Below are 23,712 nucleotides of genomic sequence, written 5' to 3' on the forward strand. Positions count from 1 at the left end.
GACGCCTTACGTTGAGTTGCTTACTTACTCATGTTAGCGATGTTGAACACCTGTTCCAGCATCGGGTTAAACACAAAGCCTTTGACCTGTTTGTTCATCGCCAGCTGATAGTTTTTCTGGAACAGATAAACGTAGGCTGCCTCGTCGATGACGATTTTTTCCGCCTGCTGATAATCTTTGGTGCGCGCCTGTTGATCGGTGGTTGCCAGCGCGCTTTTCAGCAGCTTGTCGACGTCGGCGTTTTCATAGAAGGAACGGTTGCCCGGCAGCCCTTTCTTGTCCGACTCAAACCAGTAATTCATAAACATGTAGGGATCCGCAAAATCCGGGCTCCAGTTGCCGATCGCGATGTCGTAATCGCCTTTACCGACGCGTTCACGCATGGTGGCGTTGGCAAGTTTTTCCAGCTTCACATTGATACCGATTTTGCCGAGGCTGGCCTGAGTGGAAAGGGCGATAGGTTCCCAGTTGGGATCGTTATCTGAGTAGAGGAACGTCAGGCTGGCCGGTTTTTGTGGCACTTTGTCCAGCGCGGCTTTGGCTTTGGCCTCATCCATGTTGTATTGCATTGCGGAGGCATCATAACCCCACATGCCTTCGGGGATCGGCCCGCGCATCTGCTTGCCGTAGCCGCTCAGAATGCCTTTCACCATACCCTGATAATCGGTGGCCCAGGAGACGGCACGACGCAGATCCACCTGATTCATCGGTGCCTTGCTGTTGTTGAGATAAAGATAAGTAACGCGCAGCGACGGGTATTCCGCCACCTCGACTTTACCTTCCTGTTTCAGCGCGGTGAGTTGGTCAATCGGTAGCGAATCAGCGATATCGATATCACCGCGCGACAGTTGCAGACGGCGTGAGGCGCTTTCCCCGATAATCTTTACCGACACGCGTTTAAACGCCGGCTTATCCCCGGCGTAATGCGGATTAGGCACCAGCACCAGTTGCTGACCTTTCTGCCAACTTTTCAGCATAAAGGGGCCGGAACCGGCGGTGTGTTCTGCCAGATAACCGCGTGCATCGTCAGCGGCATGTGCCTTCAACACCGCCGGATTAATGATCGATGCGCCATCGTTCGCCAGGGTGTAGAGAAAGGGAGCAAAAGGCTGGCTGAGGGTGAATTTCACCGTATGCGGGTCAACCACATCGATTTTCAAATCGGCCGGATAGGCTTCTGCCGGACCTTGTTTGATTTTGAGCAAACGTTCGAATGAGGCTTTTACCGCATCGGCAGTCACGGCGCTGCCGTCGTCAAATTTTTCATTATCTTTCAGTTTGAAGGTCCAGGTTTTCTGATCTTCCGAAGCCTGCCAGCTGGCGGCCAGATCCCCTTCCACTTCGGTAGAACCTTTGCCATCGACCGTTTTATAGCGCACCAGACGTTGATAAGCCGGGTAAGTGACGGTCCAGTCGTTATTATCAATGGTGACCGCCGGGTCAAGGGTTTGCGGATCGGCGGCTTTGCCGATCACCAGCATATCTTTCGGCACCGCCGCCTGTACGCCAGGGACAGCGAGCGCCAGCGCGCTGGTCAAAAGGGCCGGACGTAACAGCGAACGTAACAGGTGTGTCGTCTTCATCGCAAAGCTCCAGTTAACAGGAAAATAAGGTGTCGTCGTAACAGGAAAAACGATCGTCAAGCAGCGGATAGCGCAGCGCATCGGGCAACTCGAAGTGCCACCATTCGCTGCTCATGCCAACAAAGCCGCCGCCAAACATAATCGCGTTGAGCAACAGGCGATTACGCTGTGCGGCGACCGGCACGGAAGGGTGATATTGATGGGAACGTTCATGCATCTCATCGAAGCCGGCGCCCATATCAAGGATGTGTCCGTCCTGGTCCATCAGGGTCACATCAATGGCGACGCCCCGGCTGTGATTGGAACCCAGGGTAAGATCGGCGACATATTGCGGGTCGGGGCAGGCTTGCCACAGCAACGCCTGCGCCTGGCGGGGGCGATACGCGTCGTAAACGCGCAACTGAAAACCAGCCAGTGCCGCAATAGCGAGACTTTTTTCCAGCGCCGGTACGGCATCAGGATGCAGCAGGCAGCGCGCTTCGCGATAAATCGGACGGCCGGTCAGGTTATCCGCCGTGGCGTATTTCAGATCGATAGTTAATTGCGGGAAACGCGCAGTGAGATCGACCAGTTCACAATTGTCAGACATAGCAACCCTTAACGTTCAAATTGACCAAATTCCTGCTGTAACTGACGATTCGCCGCCAAACGGGTGGCAAGGTTGTCACCCAGTTGATCGACGACGCCTGACAACAGCAGGTTAAACAGGCAGGTGATTGGTGCCAGCGAATCCCAGAAATGGCCGGTATCAGTTTTCACCTGTAATAAATCCAGCGGGTAGTCACGCGCCCACGGACACCAGATATCGGTGATTAACGCCAGCTGCACCTGTTGTTCGCACGCTACGCGGCAATACTGGCGGGCAATGGCGGAGTAGGCGCGGGTATCGGTGATCACCACATAGGGGCGTTCAAAGCCAGAATTCAGGGATTCCACCCAACTGCCCGAAAGCCCCTCGGCATAGCTGACGCGCGGTCGCAGGTATTCGAGATGGCTAAAAAAGGCGTTAGCGATACCACGGGTGGACTGGATGCCGAGTACAAATACCGCATCGGCGTGCGTCAGTTGCTGCACCACGCGCTGAAACACCTCGCTTTGCGCCAGTTGATAGACATGCTGGATGGCGTCAAGCTCCAGTTCCAGCGACTGCTGCGAGCGGCGCGGCAGCCGATTCTGTTGCTGCCAGGCATCAAGACGTTCATTCATTCCCCAGGCCTGATAAGGGCTGGCGGGTACATCCCGCAGGCTTTGCTTGACGTCGTCCAGGTTGCGATAACCGAGCTTACGCAGATAGCGACCGACGGTAATTCCGGTAGTACCCGTAGCCTGCGCGATGCTGTCTGCTGTTTCAAACGGGATCTGCGCACTGTGCGTCAGCAACCAACTGGCGATGCGCTTCGCACTCGGCGTTTGCTGGTTGAAACTGGCTTCAATGCGAGCAATCAATTCGGGTTTAGCAGTCATCGCGGCCTCAATGTTAGCAAGCTGTCATTGGTTGGCATTTTGTTAGCTGAGTAACAATGCAGAACGCGTGCCAACGCGGCAGGGCGCGTCACACCTGCGGAATCGGTGGCGAGTGAATTAACAACAGATCAACATTTGTGCAGCGTAGTTCACTTTTGGTGCAACACGTCAGGGGATTAAGACGATTCTGTGCTGCGGCTCGGATATTTTTGATTTCACTGAAGTGGAAGCGTAAGTTGGTTATTTTTTGTTCCGAATTAAATTCTAAACTGACCAAAATCAATAAAACTTACTACTGGCGGCTCAAGATGGAGATCGAAACACAGGAGATATAGGAGGCTATGATGCGCACTTCAGTTATGACATTACCGGAAATGGCGCGCTATCTGGGCGTTCCCCCTGCGACCCTGGCTCGAGCAATCTGCAATCGGGGTACGCTGGAAAAATTACCGCTGCCGGAAGCGGTTGATGAGGATGTTCCCCTGTCACGTCGCTGTTGGTACCCGCACGACGTTAGTCAGTTCCGTCATGCGCTACAGCGGGCAAGGCATGGTCATTAGTCCTTATCTTAACCCTCTCCCGCAAGCGGGAGAGGGAGTCAATCGGGTAAATAAAAAGTGGTTAGGTCCATTCCCCCAGTATATTCGTGTCACTGATTACGGCTGAATAACGGCCCGAAGCCTTAAAGTCATTTAGCTTTCCCGGCGTACTCATTGATTAACAATGTTTTTGATTAAGTAACCTGCTGTCTGACCATTATCGTTTACCGGACGTCGCATCTGATGCTTTTTATTTTTTTCTGTCTGCAAATATCTACTGGGCCAGATATCCTCAGGCGCAACGCCTATTGCTTGTGCAATAATATGCTCACCTCTGGCCCAGGGCCGGTTAAGGGCATAATTTAATGTTCCTGAAGCAAGGCCACTTTCTCTTGATAGAGCAGCAAGAGACTTTTTCTTTTTCCTTACTGCTGCAAGGATGTCTTCTTTATGCCAGTCTTTTTCCATTTTTCTTCTTTGCATGTTTATCTGTACTCCATATTTGAAGTCTATATGTAAATATCCCATGTCTATTTAATTTAACAGGGGGGTTGTGACCGAAAGAAAATAGTCGAGAGTGTATTGATGTGAAAGCTGCAGAAGATAAGTCCGAAGTTGTCAGAACGAAAGTGGTAGGGATGAGTGTTGGCTTAGTCAGTCGGAATAACTTTGAAATGTTTATTTTTTAATGGGTTAGGTGTGCAATTTAAGGTTCGATTCAATAAAAGCGATGCCTTCTTATCAGATGGCGATCGCTTTATTCAGCAGTTCATCAGGAATGTTTCAGCGGCTACTATTAATCATCATGTTACTTTAATCATGTCCTTGTTAATCTTAAGTCTGGATGGATGGAAAATTATTGAGCTGGCATCAGCCGTAAACAACAAACGGCGTAGCTCATTTCTGAATCCCATCGCATCTGCGGCTTTAGTTAGATTCAATATGCGTCCTCTAAGAACTACATCATCCAGTTCTGAAAGTGCTATCTTTCTGTCAGGATTGTTATACAGATACTCAAAAAGGGTATGATTTAAAGATTGATTACGAAATGATGCAACAATATATCTTCCATCTAAAATGACAGTGCGTGTGTCGTAATCGTATAAAAGCGAAGGTCTTACTGGCAAAGGATGAGTCATAACCGAAGGATTTTTTATCTCCATCAGTGCTATCACCAGAGCAAATAATAAGACCTCAAGCACACAACCGTAAAGGAATATATTCATAATAACGACACAACTTTTTCCACAAGTTTATCAATCCCCTCTTTCGCTTCCTTGATACTTTGCGCCAGCATGTAAGCCGGTGTTGTGACGACATTTCTCGTTTCATCTACCACGATTTCATTATATCTTGCTATCTGGTGTTGACAGCCAGCCTTCTTGATAAACTCAATGACTTCCCCGTCATTCCCGATGGTGATCTTCACGTCAGGACCATAGACTGAAGGGATAAGGATCGGTGCGATACACATATATCCGGCGGGTTTGTTTTCCGCTGCAAATTGTTTAAGTGCGGAAAGGGTGTTTTTTTCGACGCGAAACTCAGATTCACCGGTTGCAAAATTGGAGAGGTTTTTTGCGACACCGAAGCCTCCCGGAACAATTACGGCTGCAAATTGTTCACTGTTGCACTCCGTGACAGGTTTGATATTCCCTCTGACAATCCTTGCTGATTCTGTAAAAACATTTCTGATTTCAGGTGGAATGTCACCTTTTTTATGATCTATGACGTGATGTTGTTGAATATCTGGAGCAAAACACTGATGCGAAAAGCCGTTATTTTCAAGAGCCAATAAAGTTAGTACAACTTCATTGATTTCAGCACCGTCAAAAACGCCACAACCGGATAAAAGCACTGCAACTTTTTTATTGCTCATAGTAAACTCCTTCTTTGGTTAATTTCTCTATAAGTTTCCTGCTTGTTATGTTCTGGTACTCTTCCATTACATCTGTGATATTGCGTATTTTTTCATCTACATTTAATTCTCCGTCAAAGACGATTGCATAAACATCCTGGAGGAAAGTATTGAAATCAAAATTTTCCTGATACCAGTTCCCTAAGTTTCATATGGGGGTGTGTAAAGTATTAAATTCCCGGATGTAAGCAGAGGAACGGTGTTGCAACATATTTTTTATGCGAATTTCAATCCTCTCTTTCTGCGTTAAATCATCCGTCTTTAGGATTGAACGCAGTTCCTGGAGTTTTCCCCGTGAGTGATACCAGACCATGGCTCTAACATAATTGATCGTCATATCAGGAGATATGTTATTGAGGGTGGGCGTATTTTTTGTATGATCAAGTTGAGACTGGTATTCATACCAACCAAGGATGCCCACAAGACCATACACAGCGATTGCTGTGTATTTAGCAAACTTAAGTATATCCAACACAAAATCCTTTTTTTAGTGATCGATCATTTCCCTGACGACCATGATAGTTAAGTGAGTTTATTATCGATATGTTTATGGCAGATACCAGCTTCTTTGTGGAATATTTGATGCACTTCACGAAGTGTCGTGTAACAAACATGATTGGTGCTATAAAAATTCGCGTCAGTTCAAAATAAATGGCGTCAAAAATTATTATGGGGACGAATCAGATTGCCTTTTAACTCGCTGCATTCATTTGACATTTCGTTAAGGCGCCAAATGAATTTTAGTAGGTCACTAATAATGACAATCAAATTTCAGTAATCAATCCTGATTTTATGATTCACTTCAATTCATATCGGCCAGAGACAGAAGTGACTTTGAAACAACAATATAAAGAGCGAGGCAGCTATAAACTACCTTAATTCATCATGATGAATATCTGATTTTTCTAACAAATGCTTCTGATAAAGCTTTGTGCGATTGAAAATTGATCTATCCTCCGCACTGCTAAAAAAACCAAACCGCTAAAGACCCTGTAACAGCAGCAACTACACCATTACGTCAAAGGAGATCGATAATCATGGAACAGATCAGATCAGACCTTGGTATTCTCGCAGGAAACTCCCGTGTTAAGAGGGATGGCTGTGGATTCATCACTGTTGAAGCACAACTGTTCGCTTTTGAGGCTGCTCTGAAGCTTGCGCGTGAGGAGTTGGATCGCGGGATGCCTTTGCCAGAGCTTTCCGTTGCGTTCGATCATCATGGTATTTTTCGCCTCCAGTTCCTTGCAGAAAATCTTTCAAATAGCCAAAAACGCCATCCGCGCCTTAGTCATTTGCATTCGTCAATACAACACGTATTCCTTCCAATCGCAGAAAAATACGCAATAGCCCTGTGTGATATTCATGCAATTCATGAAGATTCAGCCCGACAGCATTTGGCCCATCTTTTATCCACGCAAGAGATACCTGAAAGGCTTAGTCGGAGAATCCTCCATGAGTCACCGGCACTGCCTGATGCGGATAAAAAACTCACTTGTGCAGCCATTACGAAAGAGTATTTCGAGCGTGCTGTTGTGGGTGGGAAAAAATCATGTACGCAACTTGAAGTCTTCTTTGAAGAGTGTAAATGGTCTGAAAGTCTTGCTTATGTGCGAGGGTTGCAATTAAGTCATTTGCTCGGCGTATCTGCCCGTATTCGTCTTAATCTGGTCAATATATCTGGAGAAATCATTCAGGGAGAGTGGACCTCTCCTCGTTCATCAAGCCAGGAAACGTTAACAACACCTTATGCATGAGAAAGGAGTTCATCATGTACCCATCGTCTCGGCCAGTTTATTTGGATAATAATGCCACGACCGCGCTCGACCCTACAGTGCTGCAAACCATGATGCCCTGGTTAACCAATAATTATGGTAACGCTGCCAGCAACAGCCATAGCTTCGGTTGGGAAGCTCAGCGCGCCGTTGAACAAGCCAGAATGTCTATTGCTCATGCCATCAATGCAGCCAGTCCCTCCGATATTATCTTTACGTCAGGGGCTACAGAAGCTAATAATCTGGCGCTAAATGGACTCCAGCTTCCGCCGGGTAGAAGTCATATTATTACCCCAATGATTGAACATAGGTCGGTGCTGGCGTGTTGTGTTCGCCTTGCAGCACAAGGAACACCCATCACTTATCTGAGGCCTCAATCAGACGGAATTGTTTCCCTGAATGAACTCAATAACGCCCTCAGACCAGAGACGGGTTTGGTTTCTGTCATGGCAGCCAATAATGAGACGGGTACGCTGCAAAAGATTGAGGAAATTGGCGCACTTTGCCGCGATAGAGGAATCTTATTTCACACTGATGCGACACAGGCTTTCGGGAAAATTGCCCTGGATGTCCAACGCATGAACATCAGTCTGGCCGCCTTTTCTGCTCACAAAATCTATGGACCTAAAGGTGTCGGTGCGCTTTATGTGAATACCGCAGATGAACGCCTGCGACTTTCACCACAAATTGTTGGGGGCGGTCAGGAACATGGTTTGCGGTCTGGCACACTTAATGTGCCAGGTATTGTCGGTTTTGGTCGTGCTGCTGAAATAGCAATGATTAATTTACCCAGCGAGTTAGTCAGATTATCTGGACTGCGTAACCGATTAAAACAGGCACTTTTCGATACCGTTCCCAACATCAGTATTAATGGCCATCCCCACGAATGTCTGCCCGGCGTGCTCAACATCGCCTTCTCGGGGGTTGATGCGAGTTCGTTGCTGCTTGAACTACCTGATATCGCGTTATCGTCAGCGTCGGCCTGTTCTTCTAAACATCAGACACCTTCTCATGTACTTCAGGCTATGGGTGCCAGTGTGGCGCAAATACAGGCCAGTGTACGAATCAGCATTGGGCGATTTAATAACGAAAAAGACATTGTCTGGGCGGGTGGGAGGTTGATCGACGCGGTGAGCTTATTAAGGTCAATGGCTCCCATTCCGCAGAAAGAGGGTAAATGATGCGCTTCTTATCTATGTCTTACCTTCTGTTGGGCACGCTGCTCACTGCCGGGGGATACGGAAGTACTTTCCTGATTTCGGCCTGGTTCCGTTTACATGGGGGGAGTGACATTGAAACCGGTCATGCTCTCAGCATGGCTTTAGTGGGGACGCTGATCGGGGTACCTATAGTGGGCTGGGGGGCGGGTAAGATGGATGCTGCTCGTCTTGCGGCGATTGCTGCTCTGGTTATTGCTTGTGGCTACGCTGTGCTGGGTAATTTGCATGGGCTGGAGCCGGGATATCTCCCCCGTCTCGCAGTTTTACTGATGGGAATAGGGTGGGGGATGTTTTACCTTGGTGCACCATTAGCGTTGTCGGAGCGTCTGAATGATGCTGAACGCGGCAGTGGTTTCACGTTGTTCAGCGCTTTTCAAATGACCGGAATTTGTGGCATTCCGGTGATGCAGAGCATTTTGATTGCTCAGGCCAACTTATCACTGCAAATCACCTTTCTCGTTGTCGCAGCGATGTTGGCCGTCGCCTCATTCCTGTTGCTACTTTTTGGCCGCAGAGAACCACGTCCTTTGTACGAACGCGTTTTTCGCTCTTGGGTACGTAAACTACCGATATTGTTGGCTGGGCCAGCACGACGCCCGGTGATAATGGTTGGCCTGGGTGGGGCGGTATTTTCAGGCATGATGGCGTTCCAGGTCTCTCTGACGGAAGGTACGGATGCCAGTGCCGGGGTCTTTTTCTTCGTGCATGCCGCCACCGCAGTCACCACCCGCCTGATGCTGTTCCGGTACCTTGCCAGTTGGCCGCGCCAGCCGCTTATTATTGGGCTGCTTGGGTGCCTGATCATGGGTCTGGTCTGTCTGTCCGGGGTGGCGCTACACCCGGCCTTCCACATTGTAGCGGCTATGTTGACCGGCGCGGGATATGGCCTGTTATATCCGGTCATTCAGACCTGGGCGGTGAACGATTCACAGCCCCAGCATCGGCATGCCGTTTTGACCTGGTTTGTGGTGTCCTACTTTGTGGGGATATTTGGTTTTCCCGCACTGGGTGGCTGGCTGTTGGTGGTTGCAGGAAAAACCTGGCTTATTGGTTCACTGGTCATCCTGGCGATGATTGAACTGGGAGTGGGGGTTATCAGACGCCCACGGACAGCAAAAGTTGTAGCCTCAACCTTGGAATGATTTAATCCGGGTCACCACTTTTCAGCGGATTGCAGTTATGCGCGGGTAATCAACTGCTGCAATGCCGCTGTGCTGGCCGCATCGTCTGGCACATACACCAATAAACGATCGCCATTACGTGATGCTGACCACCAGTTATTCTGCCGCAGTGTCATTTCACTCACCCCAGGACGCCGGAAACGTTTCACACGGTTTTCCACCTTGCCCAGCTCGTAGCGCTGCCAGGTGCGGCCAAATTCATCGGAACTGGCGAGCAGCCGCGCGAGATAACTTTCCCAATGTGGGTCGCCAAGGTGTTCCCCCATCTGACCCCGAAACATCGCCACCATCTGAGGCATCACTTCATCCCAGTCGGCCATCGCGGCACGCCAGCCGGGATGATTGAACGCCAGCCAGATGCAGTTACGATCTTCCGGCGGAATTTCTGCCAGATCCACCCCCATCAGCGCACACCATGCCGCGTTATAGCCAAGAATATCGAAACGCGGGGTTTCAATGATGGCGGGTAGCTGAATTGCATCCAGCATCTTTTGATTATGTTCGGCAATTTTGCAGCAAGCCGCCACCACCCGCACCGAAGGCAGGTTATGCCCGGCAAGGGAAAACAGATGCTGTGTCTCGACATCGTTGCATTGCAACGCCGTCGCAATCGCCGTCAGGGTTTTTGGCGAGGCTTTAATATCGCGCCCCTGCTCCAGCCAGGTGTACCAGGTCACGCCAACATCTGCCAGCTGTGCCACTTCCTCACGTCGCAGACCCGGCGTACGGCGATGGCGCATACGCGGCAGGCCGAGGCGATTTGGATCGAGACTTTCGCGTCGCGTGCGCAGAAAAGTCCCGAGCAATTTGCGGTTGTGATTGGCGGCGTTAGTGATGGGCTGCGTGCTGAGCATTGAAGGCACTCCTGATAAGACGGGTAGAATTTATACCATGATAAACAAGAACTGGTACCCGTTTAATGGTTAGGTGATGCTATGCCTCACAGAAGACAAAAACAAGGGTAAAACCGATGCAATCATCGCAACTTCAACGGGCAGGATTGGTGGTCCTGCTGTCCGGGCAACTGCTGCCCATGATCGATTTTTCAATTGTTAACGTCGCACTCGACGCGATGGCGCATAGCCTGCACGCCACGCCCATTGAGCTGGCGTTGATCGTGGCAGTTTACGGCATTGCCTTCGCCATCTGTCTGGCGATGGGGGGCCGACTCGGGGATAACTATGGTCGCCGCCGGGTATTTCTGGCGGGCGTCTGGACATTTGGTTTTGCCTCACTGTTGTGCGGCATCGCCAGTCATGTCGGAGTATTGATGTTTGCCCGCGCATTGCAGGGGGTTGGGGCTGCATTTATCGTGCCACAGATTCTCGCCACATTGCATGTGTCCCTCAAGGGCAGAGCGCATGCGCGCGCCATTGGTCTGTATGGCGGTATCGGTGGGCTGGCATTTATTGTGGGGCAGGTGCTGGGCGGCTTCCTGATTAAAGCCGACATCGGTGGTTATGGCTGGCGCAGTGTGTTTCTGATCAACCTGCCAATCTGCCTGTTTGTTGTGTTAACGGCACGCCGCTTTGTGCCAGAAACCCATAACAGCCAGCGCGTGGCGATTGATGTTAGCGGTACGCTGCTGCTGGCTGGGGCGGTGGGTTGTCTGATGCTGGCACTGGCATTGGGTCCGGTGTTGCACTGGTCGTGGCCGTGCATCTTATTGTTGGCGCTGTTCCCGCTGTTTTTGCATCGCCTGCGCCAAAGTGCATTACGCCTGGAGGCCGCACAAGGCGCACCTTTGCTGCCGCCTTCGCTGTTGCGCCTGCCCGGGGTACGGTTTGGTTTAACTATGGCGGTGCTGTTCTTCTCCTGCTGGAGCGGCTTTATGTTTGCCGTGGCGCTGACGTTGCAATCAGGACTGGGGTTGAGCGCCTTTGAATCGGGCAATGCGTTTATTGCGCTTGGCGTGGCCTATTTTATCGGGTCGATGCAGAGCACGCGCATGGTGGAACGCTTTGGCAAACGTGTCACGTTGCTGACCGGTTGTGTTATCCAGATGCTCGGTTTGCTGTTGTTGATTGCCACGCTGCATTACGCCTGGCCGAACGTGGGTATCGTCACGCTGATCCCCTCTACGGTCCTGATTGGTTTTGGACAGTCGTTTATCGTCAGCACCTTCTACCGTATTGGTATGACTGGTGTGCCGCATCATCAGGCGGGAGCGGGCAGCGCGATGCTTTCAACCGTACAACAATCGGCACTGGGTTTAGGTCCGATGTTACTTGGCGGTGTCTTCACACAGATCTGGTTACAGGGTACGCATCTGATGGCGATCACCGGGACGTTGATGGTCGAATGGATGTTAATGGCGGTGCTGGTGGTGTTAACCAGCCTGAGCCGTCGCTCCTTTCAGCCGGTCGTAACTGAAGGCTAATTGTTTCTGGGGCGTAATTCTTGTGGGGTAATTTCAGCAGTGGATTTTCAGCTTATTGTAAAATAACCGAAAATACGCCTGCTTCACTGAATTTACCTTTGGCTAAGCGGTCTTTTTTCCGGAACATAACGCCACTATCAATGGGCTGAACCCTGTGTTCAGCCCGTTTTTTGTGGTGCGGGAATTAAGGCAATCGCCACAGGCACAGGAATAGCGGCAGGCTCATAGCAGATGAAAAAGATGTTAACCGGGTTACTCTTTATGGTGACCACCACTGCCTTCGGTGCAGATGATTTCACCCTCAGGGATATTCATTTTGATGGACTACAGCGTGTCGCACCGGGTGCGGCGATGCTGAGTATGCCAGTGCGTGTCGGCGATCGTGTTAACGATGACGATATCAAAAATACCATTCGTGCCCTGTTTGCCACCGGCAACTTTGAAGATGTGCAGGTATTGCGTGATGGCGATACGCTGCTGATTAAAGTGAAAGAACGTCCGTCGATTGCCAGCATCTCGTTCTCCGGCAATAAAGCGATTAAAGAAGATCAACTGAAACAAAACCTGGAAGCGTCTGGCGTCAGCGTCGGGAATGCGCTGGACCGCACCACACTCTCCTCGATTGAAAAGGGGCTGGAAGACTTTTACTACAGCGTGGGTAAATACACCGCCAGCGTCAAAGCGGTAGTTACCCCCTTGCCACGTAACCGTGTCGATCTGAAATTTATCTTTACCGAAGGTGTATCGGCAAAAATTCAGCAGATCAATATTGTCGGCAACCACGCTTTTTCTGATGATGAACTGATTACGCAATTTCAATTGCGTGACAGCGTGCCCTGGTGGAATTTTATCGCCGATCAGAAATACCAGAAACAAAAACTGGCTGGCGACCTGGAGACGCTGCGTAGTTATTATCTCGACCGTGGCTACGCCCGTTTTAATATTGATTCCACACAGGTCAGTCTGACACCGGACCGTAAAGGTATTTACATCACCGTGAATATTCACGAAGGCGATGTTTATCATGTTAGCGGCGTGGTAGTGAACGGTAATCTGGCGGGTCACTCTGCTGAAATCGAGAAACTGGCACAGATCCCAAAAGGGGGTCTGTATAGCGGTGCGAAGATCACCCAGAATGAAAATGCGATCAAAGATCTGTTAGGTCGCTATGGTTATGCCTTCCCGCAGGTCAGTACCCAGCCGGAAATTAACGATACCGATAAGACGGTGAAACTGCATGTCAATGTGGATGCTGGCAACCGTTTCTACGTCCGTAAGGTGCGTTTTGAGGGCAACGACACCTCAAAAGATTCCGTACTGCGTCGCGAAATGCGCCAGATGGAAGGGGCCTGGCTGGCGAACAACCTGGTTGATCAGGGCAAAGAGCGTCTGAACCGTACGGGCTACTTCGAAAGTGTGGACGTCGATACCCAGCGTGTGCCCGGCAGCCCGGACCAGGTTGATGTGGTCTACAAAGTCAAAGAGCGCAACACCGGTTCGTTCAATATCGGTGTTGGTTACGGTACCGACAGTGGCGTCAGTTTCCAGCTTGGCGTCAGCCAGGATAACTGGATGGGCACCGGCAATACCGTTGGCTTTAGCGGCACCAAAAACGATTATCAAACGTATGTTGAAGTCTCCGCCACCAACCCGTATTTCACGGTGGATGGCGTTAGCCTCGGTGGCAAGTTGTTCTACAACGACTATAAAGCCGATGATGACGATCTGTCTGAATATACGCTGAAGAGTTTAGGGGCGGGCACCACATTAAGTTTCCCGATCAGCGAAAATAACAGCATCAACACCGGGTTTGATTACGTCTACAACCGTGTCAGCAATATGGCACCGCAGGTGGCGATGTGGCGTTATCTGGGTTCTGTGGGCATACATCCGCGAGTGATCGAAACCGATGACGACGACGATGATGATTACGCCACCAGTTCCAATACCTTCAGTGCCAATGACGTGTTCTGGAATGTTGGCTGGGGCTATAACTCACTGGACCGTGGCTTCTTCCCGACATCGGGTGTAACGGCGGGTTTTAACACCAAAGTCACTGTACCGGGTTCGACCAACAGCTATTACAAAAGCACACTCAGCGCCAACGCCTATCTGCCACTCAGTAGCGATCACCGTTGGGTGTTGATGGGACGAACCAAAGCCGGTTACGCCGATGGTCTGGGTGGTAAAGACGTACCGTTCTACGACAACTTCTATGCCGGTGGTTCCAGCTCGGTGCGTGGCTTCTCCTCCAACACCATTGGTCCGAAAGCGGCGTATTACAGCTGTAGCGGCAGTGAAAGCAGCTACAGTGATTGTGCGGTGAAAAAATCTGATGATGCGGTGGGCGGTAACGCGATGGCAGTCGCCAGCGCCGAGCTGATTGTGCCGACGCCGTTTGTCAGCGAGCGCTATGAAAGTTCTCTGCGTACGTCGGTGTTTGTTGATGCCGGTACGGTATGGGATACCAAGTGGGAAAATACCGCCGCAACCCGCGCTGCCGGTATTCCGGATTACGGTGATCCGAACAATATCCGTGTTTCCAGCGGCCTTGCGCTGCAATGGCAGTCGCCACTGGGACCTCTGGTGTTTTCTTATGCCGTGCCGATTAAGAAATATGAAGGCGATAAGTCTGAGCAGTTCCAGTTTAATATCGGTAAGACCTGGTAACGGCGTGATTTAACACGTTGACATCCGTAACAGCGCGATAAATCGCGCCGTTACGGGACATTATGAAAAGGGTTTTACAGTTTCTTTAAACGACCAAGACAGACGAAAACATCTGTACTGGTAAAATAGTAAATCGTGCAATGCTTAGGGAAAGAGGGTTCGCGAAAACATCGTTGTTATGCGTTTTTAATTAACTGAATTTTATTTCGCCACCCTCATATTGAGGGTGGCTTTTTTATTTTCAGTGGCCGGATTCGGTTAAGCGATAACCCGTCTCAGCATCAAACAGATGTATTTTCTCGCTATTAAAACCGAGGATCAATTCATCGCCACTGTTGGCGGCGTGGCGTCCGGCGATCTGCATATGTAACGCGTGACCGTGCCAGTCGAGATGTAACAGGGTCGATTCCCCGGTGATTTCCACCACATTCACCCGCGCAGCGGCACCGTTATCCACTTCGCGCAGATCGTGTGGACGTAAACCAATGGTAACCGGTTTACCGTCATGCTCGCGCGCCACCGCATGCCAGCGTGCCGGCAACGGTTGCCACAGATCCTGACACTGCACGCCTGGCACACCCTCATGGCTCACCAGTTGCGCAGGCAGCAGATTCATCGGCGGTGAGCCGATAAAGCGCGCCACAAAGGTGTTAGCGGGACGATCGTAAATCTCCAGCGGCGCGCCTTGCTGCACGATGTAACCAGCCTGCATCACCACAATCTGATCTGCCAGCGTCATTGCCTCGACCTGATCATGGGTGACATACACCATGGTGGTTTTAAAGCGCTGATGTAGCGATTTAATCTCCGCGCGCAACTCCATACGTAATTGCGCATCAAGGTTGGAGAGCGGTTCATCAAACAGGAACACCTGCGGGTTGCGCACCATCGCGCGCCCCATCGCCACACGCTGCCGTTGTCCCCCGGACAAGGCGCGCGGATAGCGCTGCAATAGCTGATCAATGCCGAGAATGGCAGCGATACGCTGAATTTTGCTTTGCTGCTCCTCGCGTTTGACCTTTTTCACCTGCATATGAAACGCCAGGTTTTCCGCTACCGTCAGATGCGGGTACAGCGCATAGCTTTGAAACACCATCGCGATATCACGGTCAGCCGGATCGCGATCGTTAATCTGCACCTGGTCCATCAAAATGGCGCCTTCGGTCAGGCTCTCCAGTCCGGCCAGCAAACGTAACAGCGTGGATTTGCCACAGCCGGACGGCCCGACCAGCACGGTAAAACTGCCATCGGGAATGGTCAGATCGAGCGGATGCAGCACCGACTGTTTGCCGTAGCGTTTGGCGACTTTGATCAGTTCAACACTGGCCATGATTATTGTTCCTTTGCCGAAAATTGGAGTTGTTGCCAGTTGGGGTAGCGACGTGGTGCGGTGCTGATCGCCAGCGCGGCTACCGCAATCCCCCATTGCAGAGCCGCGGTAACGTCCTGCTGATGGAGCAGGGCGGTGAGAAACCCGGCGTTAAAGCTATCGCCCGCGCCAATGGTATCCACCACCGTGACCGGACGGGCGGGTTGGCTGAGCTGTTGATCGCGCAGCCAGCAGCGCGCACCCTGTTCTCCACACTTCACCACGCAACCGCCGCGACCACTTAACTGCCGGGCCAGTTGCGTTGCGCTGGTGGGGAGCTGCGACTGTGCCGCCAGCCCGAGGGTTTCCACTTCGTTCAGCAGCAACCAGTCGCACAGCGGCAGCCAACGGGCGATATCCTGCCGCACTTCCTCCGTCCAACCCTGCGGTGGCCAGCCGGTATCGACAGCAATCAGATAGCCACGCTGGCGCAGCTCAGTGAGTAACGCGGGATAGTCGCCATACAGATGCAGGCAGAGAAAAGTGCCGCACAGCAACACGATATCGCCCTCAGTCGCCTGCTGCGGCAGTTGATCCAGCACCTGCTGCGCGGTGAGCTGCACAATATGACCGTAGTTGCTGATAAAGGAACGCTCGTGGTCGGAGTGGGTGACGCCTACCGTCAGCGAGGTTTCGCACTGGCTACGCGGCCAGTGTGCGGCGCTGTGGGGAAAATGGCTCGCCAGCCACTGGCTGAGGCCATCGTCACCCTGATTGGCGATAGCGCGATGACGCACCTGCATTGCCTCCAGCGCCAGCGCGCAGTTACCGGCTGAGCCGCCGGGGCGCAACTCGCTGTGTTTGACCATGACTTCAGTGCCACGCTGTGGCCACTGATCCAGCGTGCCCATAATTAAATCGACATTGATATTGCCCACCACGTAAAGGGTGGCGGTGGTTGTGTTGATCATCCCTTACTCCCCCCGCTGGCAAGACCGCTTACCAGGGTTTTTTGTAGCCAGATAGCAATAAACAGGGGCGGTACTGAGGCCAGAATTCCGACCGCCGCAATTAAACCGTCATCGGTGGCACGTCCGGCAGTGAAACCGGCAATGGTCACCGGCAGGGTCTGCGCAGCGATGTTGCTGGTGAACAGCAGGGCATAGAAAAATTCGTCCCATGCCAGCAGCCAGCCAAACAGCGCCGCAGCGCCCAGGACCGGTTTTGCCAACGGCAAGGTGATGCGCAGCAATACCTGCCACACGCGCAGACCATCAAGACGAGCGGCCTGCTCGATATCCCGGGGCAGGGTGTCGAACTGGTTTTTCAGCATCCAGGTCAGAAACGGCAAAATCAGCGAACAATAAACGATGATCAAACCGGGTCGGGTGTTGAGCAAATCAAAGTGCTGCAACAGGAAGTAAAGCGGCAGGACAAAGGCGACCGGCGGCACCATATAGATGGCGAGGGAGGCAAACAGCCAGCCATCGCGTCCACGATAGCGTGAGAAGCTGAAGGCGGCCGGAATCGCCAGCAACAGGCAAATCACGGTCGCGCCGGTGGCGACGATCAGACTGTTGCCCAGCGCATGCAGAAACAGCGTGCCGGGCTGATCCGGTGCCAGCGACAATAGCCTGCCGTAGCGAGTGAAATCCCACTGGCGCGGCAACCACTCCAGCGGGATGCGCGTCAGATCGCTGGTCGCGCTAACGCTCATCAGAAACAGCCAACTCATGGGTGCCAGTACCGATACGGCGACCAGCAGCGCGGCGAGGTATTTCGCCACCGTGCGTATTTTAGCCTTCATCGGCACTCCCGCGGCGGCGCTGCCGCCACAATAACAACATGTAAATAGTGATCAGCACAGCACACAGTAGCGTCATCAGCATGGCGTAGGCGGCACCGCTGCCGGCACGCAGATAGCTGAATGACTCCTGATAGACGTAAAAGCTGAGAGTTTTGGTGCTATCGACCGGGCCACCGCGCGTCATGACGTAAATAATGTCGAAGATCTTGAACGCATCGATGGTACGTAGTACCAGGGCAACGCTGAGTGGACCCACAATCGCCGGAAAGGTAATGGCGTGAAAACGTCGCCATGCTGATGCGCCATCCAGGCGTGCCGCTTCATAAAGGTCGTCAGGAATGGATTGCAGCGCTGCCAGCACCAACAACGTCACCAGCGGGTAGTTTTTCCAGATATCCGCCAGCATCACTGCGTTAAGCGCGGAATCGGGTGATCCCAGCCAACTGCGGTAGCCATCAATAATCCCCAACTGGGTCAACAGGGCATTGATGCTGCCGTAGTCCGGGTTGAAATTGAGTCGCCACATCATCGCGTTGACGATGGTCGGTAGCGCCCACGGCAGAATCACCAGCACGCGCAGCATGTTGCGGCCGACAAATTTCTGGTTTAGCAGCAGCGCGACCAGCACGCCAATCACCCCTTCAATCGCCACCGACACTACGGTGAAGTACAGGGTGCGCCACAACGAGCTCTGAAAATCAGCATCGGTTATGGCATACAGGTAGTTTTCCAGTCCAACCCAGCCGGGGGCTTCACCGCTGCCAATCAGGGCGGCATCGGTGAAACTCAGCCAGATGGTGCGTAGCAGAGGCCAGGCGGTGAGCAGCAGCATCACCAGTAACATGGGTGCCAGCAGCACCCATGCCTGCCGCTGTTCGCGTTGACGCAAACTCAGCATACTGACCCCTTAATGCAGACGTGCCGCGCTTTTATCCACCGTCTGCATCGCCGATTCCGGCGTCACACTGCCCAGCAGCACCTGTTGCAGTTGCTGTTGCAGGGTATTGGAGAGACGGGAATAATCGGCGGTTTCCGGGCGTGACAGCATCACGTTGAGTGATTTATCCGCCGCAGCGATCAGGCTTTCCTGATTTTTCAGCACCGCCGGATCCTGATAGGAGCTTTTCCAGATCGGCAGGCTTAGCGTGGCGTATTTATTCTGCACCGGCTGCGAGGTCATATAGCTGATGTAGTCCCATGCCTGTTCCGGGTGGCTGCTGCCTTTGGCAATGCCTAAGCCCATTGACCCGTTAACCGCGCCGACTTTACCCGGCGCATCGCCTGGTGCAGGCATGATGCCGACCTGACCAGCGACTTTGCTCTGTTTCGGATCGTTCGCCATGTTGTACATATAGGTCCAGTTCAGCGCGAAGGCGGCGTCACCGTTGGAGAAGGATTTACGCACATCTTCTTCGAGGTATTCACGCGAAGCCGGATTGCTCAAACCTTCATCCAGCGAGCTTTTCATCAACTTCACCGCCTGCAATGACGCCGGGCTGGAGAAATCCAGTTTGCCGTTCTGGTAGAACTTGCCACCAAAGCCAGAGACCAGGGTGGTGTAATCGCACACCAGCGCTTCTGCTTGCGACCAGCTCCAGACCAGCGGATATTTCACGATGTTTTTCTGTTTGATGGTGCGCGCATCATCCATCACCTGTTGCCAGGTTTCAGGCAGGGTGGTGATCCCGGCTTTTTCCAGCATCGCTTTGTTGTAGTAAAGGTATTTGGTATCGAGGATCCACGGCATCCCGAGGGTCTTCCCTTTGAACACCACGGTATTCATCGCTCCGGGGAAGATCTGTGATTTTTCTTCCGGGGTGATACGGCTGCTCACGTCCTGCAACAGGTCAAAACGGGTGAATTCAGCCGGCCAGATGGCATCGAACAACACCACGTCATAGCCGTTGCCACCGGCGCCGCGTGCGGCGACGATTTTATCGTGCAGCGCTTCGTAAGGCACAAACTCCAGATTGACCTGCACGTCCGGGTGCGCTTTTTCAAACTCCTGTGTCATGGCGCGAATATCATTTTCGCTATACGCGGCCTGGGTCATGAACAACGCATTAAGCGTGGTGGCCGCTGAGGCGCTTCCCGCGCTCGCTAACAGCAGGGCTGCAAAACATCCTTTCAGCGTGGGGGTGAATCGGGTTTTCATGGTTTTCTCCGCCTAAATGCAAAAAGAGGGTGTTTAATTAAATCAATTTGATTGATTTAATAACGCGCACAGGTTGTCAGATTGCTGCGGCTGACATCGATTAGCTTAAGCAAGTGACGTGCCAGGGCATACATCTCGCTTGCCACTGCGCTTAACTCTGCACAGATTTTTACGTCTGTCAGGTGAACAACATGGAAAATGTGTAGCCGATCATAGATATTGATGCGATTGCGTCAGGAGCGTAGGAAGGACGATGAAAACCTCGGGAACCAATCTGGAACACGCGCGTGCGCACAACCGGCGCGTCATCATCGAAGCCATTCGCCTGCATGGTGAACTGACGCGCGCTGAGCTGGCGCGACTTACCGCCTTAACCCCGCAAACCGTCTCCAACATCGTGGCGGAACTGGAAGAAGCGGAGCTGCTCGCCAGTCGCCAGCCGCGTAAGCAGGGGCGGGGACAACCGGCGATCCCGGTGACATTGAATCCAGCCAGTGCCTGGTCGATCGGTATCCATCTTGATCATCAAACGCTACTGATCGTGCTGGTGGATTTAACCGGCGAAATTCATTTTCGTCGCCTTATTCTGGTGCAGAAGCCCCAACCTGATGCCACTTTAGCGCGCATCGCTGAGGTACTGGCGGAGATCAAAACGCAACTGGGCGCGCGCTGGGGGAAAGTATTGGGGATAGGGGTGGTAATGCCCGGACCTTTTGGTGTTGAAGGGATCTCGTCGGTCGGTCCCACCACGCTGAACGGTTGGGAAAACGTCAATATCGAGACAGAACTGGCGGCAATGAGCGGTTTACCAGTGACGCTGGAAAACGATGCCACGGTCGCGGCGATAGGTGAACGTTTCCACGGCGTGGCACGTCAGCTCAACTCCTTTATTTATCTCTATATCGGTACCGGACTGGGAGCCGGTATCTTCACCGACGGCCATATTTATACCGGCCATGCACACAACGCCGGTGAGGTGGGGCATATCGTGATTGATCCGCACGGGCGTGAGTGCTACTGCGGCAACAAAGGGTGTCTGGAGCGGTATGTTTCGTTGCAGGCCGCCTATGAATTTTGTGGTCTGGACCCGATGAGCGCCCTGCCCGACGATTTACTTGAAGTGGACCCGGCATTGTTTGATCGCTGGATCGACAGCGTGTTAGCTCCGCTACGCCAGGCGATCAATATGCTTGAGTGCGTTTTTGATGCCGAAAGTGTGATTATCGGCGGCATGATGCCCGCAACCCTGCTGGATAAAATCGTCCAGCGTTTGCCGCCGTTATATCAGTCGGTGCGCGGACGTTATCTCACGGGATCGCGCCTGAAGACCGGGATGACCGGTAGCGATACCGCAGCACTGGGAGCTGCGGCATTGCCGATCTTTGATGAATTTAATCCACAGTTTCAGGTGCTGATGAAATGAGGGTTAAAAGATCTCGGCAAATAACGCGAACATGCGTGTAAAAGCGCGCTCGGCCACCTGCGGATGGTACTGGGCCACGCCAGGATTATTGGCCTGTGGATCGGTAAAGGAGTGGGCTGCGCCAGCGTAGCTGACCAGTTGCCAGTCGATCTGACGGGCTGTCATCTCGTGGACAAATTCATTCAACTGCTCGCGCGGCACCAGCGGATCGGCTGCGCCGTCCAGCACCAGTACGCTGCCTTTGATTGAATTCATCGCGTAGTCACCTTTGGTGTCCAGCGAGCCGTGGAACGACACGGCGGCTTTGATATCGGCACCGCTGCGCGCCAGTTCCAGTGCGCAGTGCCCCCCAAAACAGAAACCGACGGCGGCCAGTTTATCGTGTGCTACCGGAGCCTGCTGCTGTTCCAGCAATGCCGTCAGCGCCGCCTGCATGCGCGCCACTTCAGCGGGCGTATCTTTCACTGCCATCATCATGCTGCCCGCTTCTTCACCCGAAGTCGGGCGTTTGCCTTCACCGTAAAGGTCCGCCACCAACACCACAAATCCCTGCGCGGCAATTTTCCCGGCAACGTCTTCAGCCATACGGGTGACACCCATCCAGTTGGGTGCCAGCACGATGCCGGGACGTGCGCGGGTGATGTCGTTCTGGTAAACGAGGGAACCGGTGAAGGTGCTGCCGTTTGCCTGATACGTGACGGGAGACGTGGTTAAGCTGGCCATAAATAAATCCCTGATAAATAAGTAAGTTAAGATCGAGTACGTTGCAGCCAATTGGCAGGTAATGCAATGGTTTTAGTGCGTGACAGCAAGAAATGTTAACGGGGGCAATTCGCTGCGGTTCTGGCAGTTGCGGCGCGATTTATCGCGCTAACAGACAAATGGCAGGATCAGTTTGATGTAATTTAGGGGGAAGAAAAGCCAGTGGAGATTGCCAGATGTTTGCACATATGCGTATTGCTAAACCGGTCACCAACCTCGAACGTGCTTTCCTGATGTACAGCCAGGGATTGGAGATGAAAAAGATTGCTGATTTCACCGATCATGATGGTTTTAGCGGCATCATGTTAGGTCGGGAAGGGTTAGCGTGGCACATGGAGTTTACTGTTTGCCATCATCATCCCGTTCAGCCATTGCAGACGGCAGAAGACTTATTGATTCTTTATTATCCGGACAACGACGAATGGCGAGATGTCTGTGCCAGGATGATCACCGCAGGTTTTACCGTGACAGAATCATTTAATCCTTATTGGGAGGTTAACGGGCGCACGTTTGTCGATGCCGATGGTTATCGTGTGGTGATCCAGAACCGGGCATGGGATGTTGCCATGATTAAGGACACGATCTGTTAATTAGCCAAATCTTCTAACTGTAGGCCAAAAATGGTTCTCCAATATGCGGTTGTGAGGGGATCTTTGGATGTTCTAAATTCGCCCTGTACCTCATTACAGGAGATAATCATGAACTGCACCATCTAAAGAAACCCTTACTTATCTCCAATTTCTGGGATGTGGCCAGTACCATGATGGCACATCAGGCTGGTTATCAGGCGCGTGGTACTACAAGTGTTACTACTGGCAAAGAGGGGATAGGACGGCGGACGGTGACGGGCTGGCACGCAAAAAATGGCTTATTGAACATGAAAGGAAACAGCGCTAAATAACGGCGTAATGCTAATTAGTTAAGACATATTCTGTAGCGGCGCGATTTATCGCGCGATTAGCCAGCCAACGCGATAAATCGCGCCGCTACGAATTAATGCACAAACATAAGTATCAGGCACTGCTATCAATCAGCGAGATAAGGGGGTTTTATGCAAGTATCAGCACGTAATCAACTGGTTGGCACGGTCAGCGCCGTCACCACCGGTGCCGTTAATGACGAAGTCGAATTGACGCTGGCAGGGGGCGTCAAACTGGTGGCGATCGTCACCCACAGCAGTAAAGAAGCTTTAGGCCTGGTCGCCGGTAAAGAGGCCATCGCGTTCATCAAAGTGGATTTGACCCTATATATCCAGACGCCTTTTCTCTCTTACGGTTGTGATAACTTTCTGCGTATATATTCCCGCGGCGAGCGATATCCCAGCGCGCTGTGCGGGTGATGTTCGTTGTAATGACTGAACGCCTCCGCCAGGTTCATCACCGCTACCTGGCTGTCCGGTTTTGGCATCACACTGATGTAATCCCGCTTTATCGTTTTCACGAAGCTTTCTGCTATGCCATTGCTTTCCGGGCTACGAACTGCGGTCGTACATGGCTCAAGCCCCAGCATCCGGGCGAACGCCCGCGTTT

General features: G+C 52.1%; 23 protein-coding genes and 1 pseudogene. 9 read left to right on the forward strand and 15 right to left on the reverse strand.

Annotated elements, in window-relative coordinates; translation table 11 throughout:
* Positions 1-20: 20 nt before the first annotated feature.
* The 3 genes from CTZ24_RS20795 to CTZ24_RS20805 are packed head-to-tail and all read right to left on the reverse strand — an operon-like array spanning position 21 to position 3,047.
* The gene (locus CTZ24_RS20795; RefSeq protein WP_208726175.1) at positions 21-1,583 is read right to left on the reverse strand and encodes an ABC transporter substrate-binding protein; all 1,563 of its coding nucleotides are present in this window, start codon (positions 1,581-1,583) and stop codon (positions 21-23) included.
* 13 nt (positions 1,584-1,596) lie between these two features.
* A complete protein-coding gene (ddpX, locus tag CTZ24_RS20800) occupies positions 1,597-2,172 on the reverse strand; it encodes a D-alanyl-D-alanine dipeptidase (RefSeq protein WP_208726181.1) in 576 nt (191 codons plus the stop codon).
* Between the two features lie 8 nt (positions 2,173-2,180).
* Positions 2,181-3,047 carry a MurR/RpiR family transcriptional regulator gene (locus CTZ24_RS20805; protein ID WP_208726183.1) on the reverse strand — a complete coding sequence of 289 codons (867 nt, stop codon included), beginning with the start codon at positions 3,045-3,047 and terminating at the stop codon, positions 2,181-2,183.
* Positions 3,048-3,388: 341 nt separating this feature from the next.
* Between CTZ24_RS20805 and CTZ24_RS20810 the strand changes: the two genes are divergently transcribed.
* A complete protein-coding gene (locus tag CTZ24_RS20810) occupies positions 3,389-3,607 on the forward strand; it encodes a hypothetical protein (protein ID WP_437180284.1) in 219 nt (72 codons plus the stop codon).
* A gap of 150 nt (positions 3,608-3,757) precedes the next feature.
* Here CTZ24_RS20810 and CTZ24_RS20815 read toward each other — a convergent pair whose 3' ends face one another.
* The 4 genes from CTZ24_RS20815 to CTZ24_RS26765 all read right to left on the reverse strand — a co-directional run bounded on the left by CTZ24_RS20815 (position 3,758) and on the right by CTZ24_RS26765 (position 5,976).
* Positions 3,758-4,069 (reverse strand): helix-turn-helix domain-containing protein, encoded by a 312-nt coding sequence (locus CTZ24_RS20815; RefSeq protein WP_437180285.1) that lies wholly within the window; start codon positions 4,067-4,069, stop codon positions 3,758-3,760.
* Positions 4,070-4,389: 320 nt separating this feature from the next.
* The gene (locus CTZ24_RS20820) at positions 4,390-4,812 is read right to left on the reverse strand and encodes a hypothetical protein (RefSeq protein ID WP_208726186.1); all 423 of its coding nucleotides are present in this window, start codon (positions 4,810-4,812) and stop codon (positions 4,390-4,392) included.
* On the reverse strand, positions 4,809-5,465 hold the full coding sequence (elbB, locus tag CTZ24_RS20825; RefSeq protein ID WP_208726188.1) for an isoprenoid biosynthesis glyoxalase ElbB: 657 nt from the start codon (positions 5,463-5,465) through the stop codon (positions 4,809-4,811). The genes CTZ24_RS20820 and elbB overlap by 4 nt, the downstream gene beginning before the upstream one ends.
* A 187-nt stretch (positions 5,466-5,652) precedes the next feature.
* Positions 5,653-5,976 carry a hypothetical protein gene (locus CTZ24_RS26765; protein WP_244634069.1) on the reverse strand — a complete coding sequence of 108 codons (324 nt, stop codon included), beginning with the start codon at positions 5,974-5,976 and terminating at the stop codon, positions 5,653-5,655.
* Between the two features lie 565 nt (positions 5,977-6,541).
* Here CTZ24_RS26765 and CTZ24_RS20835 point away from each other — a divergent pair.
* The 3 genes from CTZ24_RS20835 to CTZ24_RS20845 are packed head-to-tail and all read left to right on the forward strand — an operon-like array spanning position 6,542 to position 9,638.
* A complete protein-coding gene (locus CTZ24_RS20835) occupies positions 6,542-7,258 on the forward strand; it encodes a hypothetical protein (RefSeq protein ID WP_208726191.1) in 717 nt (238 codons plus the stop codon).
* A 14-nt stretch (positions 7,259-7,272) separates the two neighbouring features.
* A complete protein-coding gene (locus CTZ24_RS20840; protein ID WP_208726193.1) occupies positions 7,273-8,457 on the forward strand; it encodes a cysteine desulfurase family protein in 1,185 nt (394 codons plus the stop codon).
* Positions 8,457-9,638 (forward strand): MFS transporter, encoded by a 1,182-nt coding sequence (locus CTZ24_RS20845; protein ID WP_208726571.1) that lies wholly within the window; start codon positions 8,457-8,459, stop codon positions 9,636-9,638. The genes CTZ24_RS20840 and CTZ24_RS20845 overlap by 1 nt, the downstream gene beginning before the upstream one ends.
* A gap of 35 nt (positions 9,639-9,673) precedes the next feature.
* On the opposite strand, the gene CTZ24_RS20850 is transcribed toward CTZ24_RS20845, so the two are convergent.
* Entirely contained in the window at positions 9,674-10,531 is an 858-nt protein-coding gene (locus tag CTZ24_RS20850; protein ID WP_208726195.1) for a helix-turn-helix transcriptional regulator, read from the reverse strand.
* Positions 10,532-10,647: 116 nt separating this feature from the next.
* On the opposite strand from CTZ24_RS20850, the gene CTZ24_RS20855 reads away from it, so the two are divergent.
* Both CTZ24_RS20855 and bamA read left to right on the forward strand, forming a co-directional pair.
* The gene (locus CTZ24_RS20855; RefSeq protein WP_208726197.1) at positions 10,648-12,057 is read left to right on the forward strand and encodes an MFS transporter; all 1,410 of its coding nucleotides are present in this window, start codon (positions 10,648-10,650) and stop codon (positions 12,055-12,057) included.
* Between the two features lie 231 nt (positions 12,058-12,288).
* Complete coding sequence (bamA, locus tag CTZ24_RS20860) at positions 12,289-14,727, forward strand: outer membrane protein assembly factor BamA (protein WP_208726199.1); 2,439 nt, start codon at positions 12,289-12,291, stop codon at positions 14,725-14,727.
* Between the two features lie 241 nt (positions 14,728-14,968).
* Here bamA and CTZ24_RS20865 read toward each other — a convergent pair whose 3' ends face one another.
* From CTZ24_RS20865 to CTZ24_RS20885, 5 genes are read right to left on the reverse strand one after another with little or no spacing between them, the layout of a single operon-like run.
* Positions 14,969-16,057 (reverse strand): ABC transporter ATP-binding protein, encoded by a 1,089-nt coding sequence (locus CTZ24_RS20865; RefSeq protein ID WP_208726201.1) that lies wholly within the window; start codon positions 16,055-16,057, stop codon positions 14,969-14,971.
* Positions 16,058-16,059: 2 nt separating this feature from the next.
* Positions 16,060-17,007, reverse strand: coding sequence for a carbohydrate kinase family protein (locus tag CTZ24_RS20870; RefSeq protein ID WP_208726208.1), 948 nt, complete (start codon positions 17,005-17,007; stop codon positions 16,060-16,062).
* The gene (locus tag CTZ24_RS20875; RefSeq protein ID WP_208726210.1) at positions 17,004-17,843 is read right to left on the reverse strand and encodes a carbohydrate ABC transporter permease; all 840 of its coding nucleotides are present in this window, start codon (positions 17,841-17,843) and stop codon (positions 17,004-17,006) included. Before CTZ24_RS20875 ends, CTZ24_RS20870 begins: the two co-directional genes overlap by 4 nt.
* Positions 17,833-18,741 (reverse strand): carbohydrate ABC transporter permease, encoded by a 909-nt coding sequence (locus CTZ24_RS20880; protein WP_208726212.1) that lies wholly within the window; start codon positions 18,739-18,741, stop codon positions 17,833-17,835. Before CTZ24_RS20880 ends, CTZ24_RS20875 begins: the two co-directional genes overlap by 11 nt.
* 9 nt (positions 18,742-18,750) lie before the next feature.
* Positions 18,751-19,998, reverse strand: a complete 1,248-nt coding sequence (locus tag CTZ24_RS20885) for an extracellular solute-binding protein (protein WP_208726214.1) — start codon at positions 19,996-19,998, stop codon at positions 18,751-18,753.
* A gap of 253 nt (positions 19,999-20,251) precedes the next feature.
* Here CTZ24_RS20885 and CTZ24_RS20890 point away from each other — a divergent pair, with 253 nt between their 5' ends.
* Positions 20,252-21,421 carry an ROK family protein gene (locus tag CTZ24_RS20890; protein ID WP_208726216.1) on the forward strand — a complete coding sequence of 390 codons (1,170 nt, stop codon included), beginning with the start codon at positions 20,252-20,254 and terminating at the stop codon, positions 21,419-21,421.
* Positions 21,422-21,424: 3 nt separating this feature from the next.
* Here CTZ24_RS20890 and CTZ24_RS20895 read toward each other — a convergent pair whose 3' ends face one another.
* Positions 21,425-22,144 (reverse strand): dienelactone hydrolase family protein, encoded by a 720-nt coding sequence (locus tag CTZ24_RS20895; protein WP_208726217.1) that lies wholly within the window; start codon positions 22,142-22,144, stop codon positions 21,425-21,427.
* Positions 22,145-22,359: 215 nt separating this feature from the next.
* Between CTZ24_RS20895 and CTZ24_RS20900 the strand changes: the two genes are divergently transcribed.
* Positions 22,360-22,773, forward strand: coding sequence for a VOC family protein (locus CTZ24_RS20900; RefSeq protein ID WP_208726219.1), 414 nt, complete (start codon positions 22,360-22,362; stop codon positions 22,771-22,773).
* 461 nt (positions 22,774-23,234) lie between these two features.
* Positions 23,235-23,414: pseudogene (locus CTZ24_RS20905) on the forward strand (TOBE domain-containing protein); the annotation flags it as partial.
* Between the two features lie 38 nt (positions 23,415-23,452).
* On the opposite strand, the gene CTZ24_RS20910 reads toward CTZ24_RS20905, so the two are convergent.
* Positions 23,453-23,712: integrase core domain-containing protein (locus CTZ24_RS20910; RefSeq protein ID WP_208724453.1), on the reverse strand; the 260-nt coding region annotated here is incomplete at its 5' end.

The organism is Pantoea phytobeneficialis (genome assembly GCF_009728735.1).
Taxonomy (GTDB): Bacteria; Pseudomonadota; Gammaproteobacteria; order Enterobacterales; family Enterobacteriaceae; genus Pantoea; species Pantoea phytobeneficialis.